General features: G+C 72.4%; 4 protein-coding genes. 3 read left to right on the forward strand and 1 reads right to left on the reverse strand.

The features are described from left to right. The first annotated feature begins 15 nt into the window (after window positions 1–15). From ACWEQL_RS26285 to ACWEQL_RS26295, 3 genes are all read left to right on the forward strand, one after another. Window positions 16–1290: an ABC transporter substrate-binding protein gene (locus ACWEQL_RS26285; RefSeq protein WP_452152776.1), complete on the forward strand. Its 1275-nt coding sequence runs from the start codon at window positions 16–18 to the stop codon at window positions 1288–1290. Beyond that, on the forward strand, window positions 1287–2192 hold the full coding sequence (locus ACWEQL_RS26290; RefSeq protein WP_452152777.1) for a carbohydrate ABC transporter permease: 906 nt from the start codon (window positions 1287–1289) through the stop codon (window positions 2190–2192). Before ACWEQL_RS26285 ends, ACWEQL_RS26290 begins: the two co-directional genes overlap by 4 nt. Window positions 2193–2260: 68 nt before the next feature. Further along, window positions 2261–3181: a carbohydrate ABC transporter permease gene (locus ACWEQL_RS26295; protein ID WP_452152778.1), complete on the forward strand. Its 921-nt coding sequence runs from the start codon at window positions 2261–2263 to the stop codon at window positions 3179–3181. Window positions 3182–3243: 62 nt separating this feature from the next. Here ACWEQL_RS26295 and ACWEQL_RS26300 read toward each other — a convergent pair whose 3' ends face one another. After that, window positions 3244–6123, reverse strand: a complete 2880-nt coding sequence (locus tag ACWEQL_RS26300; RefSeq protein WP_452152779.1) for a glycoside hydrolase family 2 TIM barrel-domain containing protein — start codon at window positions 6121–6123, stop codon at window positions 3244–3246. Window positions 6124–6424 lie beyond the last annotated feature (301 nt).

The following is a 6424-nucleotide window of genomic DNA, read 5'->3' on the forward strand; positions in this document are numbered from 1 at the left end:
GACGGGACCCCGCCCATGACCACCCACCCGCGCACCGGACCCCTCCTCGCCGCGGCCGCACTCGCCGCCGGCCTGCTGAGCGGCTGCACCTCCTCCTCCGACGACGGCGCCTCCTTCACCTACTGGTCGATGTGGAACCAGAACGAGCCGCAGGCCAAGGTGATCCGGGCCGCCGCCGACCGCTTCACCCAGGACACCGGCATCAAGGTGACCGTCCAGTGGCAGGGCCGCCAGGTGATCCAGAAGATCACCCCGACCCTGAAGAACGGCGCCGCGGCCGACCTGATCGACAACTCCGTCAACGCGCTCGGCGCCCTCGTCACCGCCGAGCAGAGCGCCGACCTCACCCCGGTCTACGCCGCGCAGATCCCCGGCGAGGGCAGGACCGTCGGCGAGGTGATCCCGGACAAGTACAAGACCTACCTCAACGACCGGAACGGCAAGCCGTTCATGGTCCCGTACTCCGTCGCCACCGAGGGCGTCTGGTTCAACGCGGCCGCTTACCCGGACCTCGCCGCCGACCCGCCGAAGACCTGGGACGACCTGGTCCGCAAGCTGGAGGCCATCAAGGCCACCGGCGTCGCCCCGATCGCCCTGCCCACCAACGACCCCTACTGGACCCTGCTCACCCTCCAGCGCCAGCTCGGCACCGAGGGCGTCCGGGCGCTGGCCGCCGACCGCACCGGGGCCGCCTGGGACGACCCCAAGGTCCGGTCCGCCGTCGACAAGGTCGAGCAGCTGCGGAAGAACTACTTCATCAAGGGCTTCGAATCCACCCAGGGCACCCAGGCACAGACCAGCTGGGCCCAGGGCAAGGCCGCGCTCTACCTCAACGGCACCTGGGTGCCCGGCGAGAGCCGCCCCAACGTCCCGGCCGGCTTCACGTACGGCAACTTCCAGCTCCCCGCCATCGACGGCGGCAACACCGCGGTCGGCGTCAACTTCTTCGGATTCGCCGTCCCGAAGAGCGCCAAGCACTCCGCCGAGGCACAGAGGTTCATCGCGTACTTCATGCACAAGGACCGCCTCTCCGGCATCGCCACCCAGGCGCTGAACATCACCCCGCGCACCGACATCCCGGCGCCCGAGGAACTCGCCGCCGTCGCGAAGGCCATCGACGGCAACGACGTCTACGCCGACCAGGCGAGGCTGTTCGTGGACTACGCGGCCTGGGCCACCAAGGCGTACACCCCCAACGTGGTCCGCTTCATCCAGGGCGTGACCACCGCGGAGGAGTTCGTCGCGCAGACGAAGCAGGCCTCCGTCGACTTCTGGAAGGCCAACCCGTGAGCGCGCCCGCCCACTCGCCGCTGGAGCGGCGCCGGGGACGCCTCCTCGGACCGTTCCTGGCGCCGGCGCTGGCCCTGTACACGGCGCTGTTCATCGGGCCCACCCTCTACTCGCTGTACACCGCCTTCACCGACTGGGACGGCATCAACGCACCGCGCTGGGTGGGCACCCGGAACTTCACCCAGCTGCTGCACGACCCCGCGTTCGGCTCGGCCTTCGGCAACACCCTGAAGATCGTGTTCGGGGTCGGCGCGGTCGTCTTCGTCCTGAGCTTCGGCTTCCTGCTGATGCTCCGCGAGATGCGGGGCCGCCGGCTGATCCGCGGGCTGATCTTCCTGCCGCACATCGTCTCCTCGGTCGTCCTGGGGATCTTCTGGGGCTCACTGCTCAACCTGGACGGGCTGGCCAACCAGGTGCTCGACGGCCTAGGGATGGAGGCGGTCGACTGGCTGCGGCCGAGCTGGACGATGAACGCCGTCCTGGCCGCGCTGGTCTGGATCAACACCGGCTACTACGTGACGATCCTGATGGCCGGCGTCGACCGCATCCCCGACTCGTACTACGAGGCCGCCCGGCTCGACGGCGCCAACGCCTGGCAGCGCTTCCGCCACGTCACCCTGCCGCTCTCCTGGGACGTGACCGCCGCGGCCGCGGTGCTGTGGACCATCACCTCGGTCAAGATCTTCGAGTTCATCCTCGCCTTCGGCGGCAACCAGGGCGCCCTGCCGCCCACCTACCAGTGGAACAACGCCATGTTCGTCTACGGCGAGACCGTCGGCGGCATCACCCCGCTCAACCAGTTCGGCTACGCGGCCGCCTCGGCCGTCACCACGCTGACCTTCGTCGCCGTCCTGGTGGCCGCGCTGCGGCGGCTGACGCGCCGTGAGTCGCTGCAGTTCTGAGCCGCGGGGCCCGGGTGGCCCGTAACGTCCGCGAATTCCCCGACCTCCCCGAAGGAGTGGGTGCCCCGATGGCCGACCCCGCCCCCCTGACCGACCCCGCCCCCCTGACCGAGCCCGGCCGGCGCCGGGTCGCGGTCCCGAGTGCCCGCGGCCGACGGGCAGCCCACGCCCTGGCCCGGCTGCCCGGAACCGCCGCCGTCTGGCTGTTCACCGGCTTCTGCCTGTTCGCCTTCGCCTACATGCTGGTCAGCTCGCTGAAGAGCAGCCGGGACGTCCTGGAACACCCGTGGTCCCTGCCGACGACGCTCCACTTCGAGAACTGGACGACGGCGTGGAACGACGGCGGCTTCGGCCCCGCGTTCCTCAACTCCGCGCTCCTGGTGGTCACCGCGTCGGCGGTGACCGTGGTGGTCGCGGGCCCGGCCGCCTATGTGCTGGGACGCCGGCCCGGCCGGCTCACCGGCGGCGTGAGCCTGTACTTCGTGCTGGGTCTCGGCATCCCCGTCCAGGTGATGGTGCTGCCGCTGTACGCGCTGATGAACCGGCTCGGGCTGATCGACAGCCTGTTCGGCCTGTTCGTGCTCTACGTGGTGACCTCGCTGCCGTTCACGGTCTTCCTGCTGACCTCGTTCTTCGCCTCGCTGCCGGCCGAGTTGGAGGAGGCCGCGGCCCTGGACGGGGTGTCGGCGGCGATGACCTTCTGGCGGATCATGCTGCCGCTGGCGCGCGGCGGACTGGTGACCGCGACCCTGCTGAACGCGATGGCGATCTGGAACGAGACGCTGCTCGCCCTGATGTTCATCCAGACCAACGACCGCTTCACCCTGCCGCTTGCCCTGCTGAACTACTTCCAGCAACAGCAGTTCACCGGGGCGGACTTCGGCGCGCTGTTCGCCGGGGTGTCGATCTCCGTGCTGCCGATGATCGGGCTGTACGCCTGGCTCGGACGCCGGATCACCGAAGGGCTCACCATGGGCACCGGCAAGTAGACCACCCGGGCCCGCCGGGACGGACCCCCGAGGGGGGAACCGTCCCGGCGGGCCCCGTCGCGTCAGCCGCCGGAGGCCGACAGCACGAAGGTGAACTCGGCCGGCCCGGTCGCCAGCCGGTACCCGGGCAGGACGCCGGGACCGCAGGAGGCGGAGCCGATGCCCTGCTGGGCGTGGTCCAGGTTCACCCACACCGTGTCGCCCGGCACCAGGTCCGGCCGGTGGCGGGCCGCGTCGAGCTGCTCGGTGGTCCAGCGGCGGGCGGTGAACCAGAACACCGGCTCGCCCTCGATCCTCACCGTGGCACCGCCGCCGGTGAGTTCGGCCCAGCGCACGTCCACGCGCGCGCCGTTCTCCTGCGGGCGGACGTACCCGGTCTGCAACTCGTCGACGTCCGCCCGGTGGAGGCCGACCATCGCGGCGGCCCGGGTGTCCGGGTAGGCCTCGCCCGGCCCGCCGCCGAACCACCGCACCGCGCCGAACGCGGCGGGCAGGCCCAGACGCACGCCCAGCCGCGGCAGCGGAAGCGGCCAGTCGCCCTCGGGGGTGACGGCGACGGTCAGCCGCACCCGGTCGGCGTCGGCGCTCCAGCGGTGGACGGCGTTCAGGCCCAGCGCGCCGCCGGCGGGAGCCACCCGGGTGCGTACCTCCAGGGTGTCGGCGGTCAGCTCGACGCCGTCGAGGCGGTGGCACATCCGGTGCAGGCCGAGCTCGCGCCACCGGCGGTCGAGCTGCTCGTCGGCGGCCCACGGCGCGCCGCGGTCGTTGTCGGTGGGCGCGCGCCACACGTCCAGCCGGGGCCCGGTCACGGGGACCGCGCCCAGCCGCATGAGGGTGCCGGTCCGGGCGTCGAAGGCGGCGGGACCCAGCAGGATCAGGCCGTCCCCGCTCCGGGGGGCGTGCCCGCGGGCCCGGGGCAGCACCCGCCGCCCGGTGCCGGCCGGGAGCTGGCCCCAGGCGACGGTGTGTCCGGCGGGCGCCCACGGCGCGGCCAGGGCCAGCACGGCGCGTACGGTCCACCAGGCCTCGCCGTACTCCCCGTCGGGCACCGGCGGCAGCTTCACCTCGGCGGACCCGCCGGGCTCCAGCGGGGGCACGTCCACCGGGTGGGCGGTCGGGGCCGCTCCGTCGGCCCCGTGGACGCAGGTGAAGGCGAACCGCGACAGATCGGCGAAGTCGTGCAGGTTGGTGATCCGGACGGTGCCGGGGGTGCCGCCGGGTTCGATGCGGACCGGCTCGATCACCTTCCGGTACTCGGCCAGGCCGGGGGAGGGCGTGCGGTCGGGCAGCAGCAGGCCGTCGCAGACGAAGTTGCCGTCGTGCAGTTCCTCGCCGAAGTCGCCGCCGTACGCGTGACCGTACCCGGGGTGGTCGAGACCGTGGTCGATCCACTCCCAGACGAAGCCGCCCTGGCAGCGCTCGTAGGTCTCGAACAGCCGCTGGTACTCGGCCAGCCCGCCGGGCCCGTTACCCATCGCGTGGGCGTACTCGCAGAGCAGGAAGGGCAGGTCGCGGCGGTGCTCGGGCCCGCCGTCCTCGTGCCGGCCGATGCGTTCGACCTCGGCGTGGTCGGCGTACATCCGGGAGTAGACGTCGGTGTCCCGGCAGGACGGGTCGCCCTCGTAGTGGAGGGGCCGGGACGGGTCGCGCTCGCGGATCCAGGAGGCCATCGAGGTCAGGCCGCGGCCGGTGCCCGACTCGTTGCCGAGCGACCAGAGGACGACGCAGGGGTGGTTCTTGTCGCGCTCGACCATCCGGGCGGCCCGGTCCAGCAGGGCCGGGGTCCAGCGGTCGTCGTCGGCCGGGTTGCCCCGCCAGTCCAGCGGGTGGAAGCCGTGGGTCTCCAGGTCGCACTCGTCGATCACCCAGAGGCCGAGCTCGTCGCAGAGGCCGAGGAAGGCGGGGTGCGGCGGATAGTGGCTGGTGCGCACCGCGTTGACGTTGTGCCGCTTCATCAGCAGCAGGTCCTCGCGCATCGTCGACACGTCCAGGGCCCGGCCGGTGGCGGGGTGGAACTCATGGCGGTTGACGCCGCGGAACAGGATCCGCCGGCCGTTGACCTTCAGGAGCCCGCCCTCGACGACGACCGTGCGGAAGCCGATCCGCAGCGGGACGCGTTCGCCCGCCGTCGCGAACTCGGCGGTGTACAGCCGTGGGAGCTCGGCGTTCCACGCCTCCACGGGCGCCTCGGCGCTCTCGCCGGTGGCGAGGTCGAGCCCCAGCTCCGGAACGGTGACCCGGCCCGGCACCTCGCTGTCGACGCGCAGCGTCCCGAGGCCGGAGCGGTGGTCGTACGACGCGTGGACGAAGAAGTCGCCCGCAGCTCCCTCGGGCCGGTGCAGCAGGGTGACCTCGCGGAAGATCCCGGGCAGCCACCACTGGTCCTGGTCCTCCAGGTAGCTCCCGGACGACCACTGGTGGACGCGGACGGCCAGCACGTTCCCGGCCGGACGCAGCAGCGCGCCCACGGGGAACTCGTGCGGCAGCCGGCTGCCCTTGAACTCACCGAGCTCCCGCCCGTTCAGCCAGACCCGGGCGCAGGACTCGACGCCCTCGAAGCGCAGCAGCGCCCCGCCGTCGGCCGGCCAGTCGGCGGGCAGGTCGAAGGTCCGGACGTGATCGCCGGTCGGGTTCTCGGTGGGCACCCTGGGCGGGTCCACGGGGAAGGGGTAGGCGACGTTGGTGTACGCGGGAGCGCCGTGGCCCTGGAGCACCCAGTGGCCGGGCACGGTCACCTCGTCCCAGCCGGAGGTGTCCTGGCCGGGGAGGGCGAAGGAGTCGTCGTGGGCGTCGGCGGTGGGTGACAGCCGGAACCGCCAGCGGCCGTTCAGGCTCAGGCGGGGGGCGTCGGACTCGGGGTACCAGGCGCGGGGCGGCAGGGCACCCGTGCCGGGGGAGCGGTCTTCGAGGTAGGCGGGGCCGGGATTCCGGGAAGTGCTCATGGGTCCTCTCGGGGAGCGGCGGCCGGCGGAGGACGGGCCCGGCGCCCGCGACCGGCGGGCCGGCTCGGGCCCGGACCCCGCCATCTTCGGCAGCGGCTCTCAGGGGAGTCAAGGCATCGCGATTGAACGATCCGAAATGATCGGAGAATTGAGCCAATGTGTCGAACAGTCAAATGCCCGGTCACTTTCCATTGACCCGATCGGGTGCCCGACCCTAGGGTCCGGCTTCAAGCTCCCGTACGCCCGAAGGGCGGGGGGAGCGCGTGCCCGGACGCCGCCCAGCAGGCCGGGCCGCCGGGGC

This window comes from Kitasatospora sp. NPDC004240, assembly GCF_053603215.1.

Coding starts and splice junctions, on each gene's coding strand:
- ACWEQL_RS26285 (WP_452152776.1), top strand. CDS start 16: ATGACCACCCACCCGCGCACCGGACCCCTCCTCGCCGCGGCCGCACTC.
- ACWEQL_RS26300 (WP_452152779.1), bottom strand. CDS start 6,123: ATGAGCACTTCCCGGAATCCCGGCCCCGCCTACCTCGAAGACCGCTCC.
- ACWEQL_RS26295 (WP_452152778.1), top strand. CDS start 2,261: ATGGCCGACCCCGCCCCCCTGACCGACCCCGCCCCCCTGACCGAGCCC.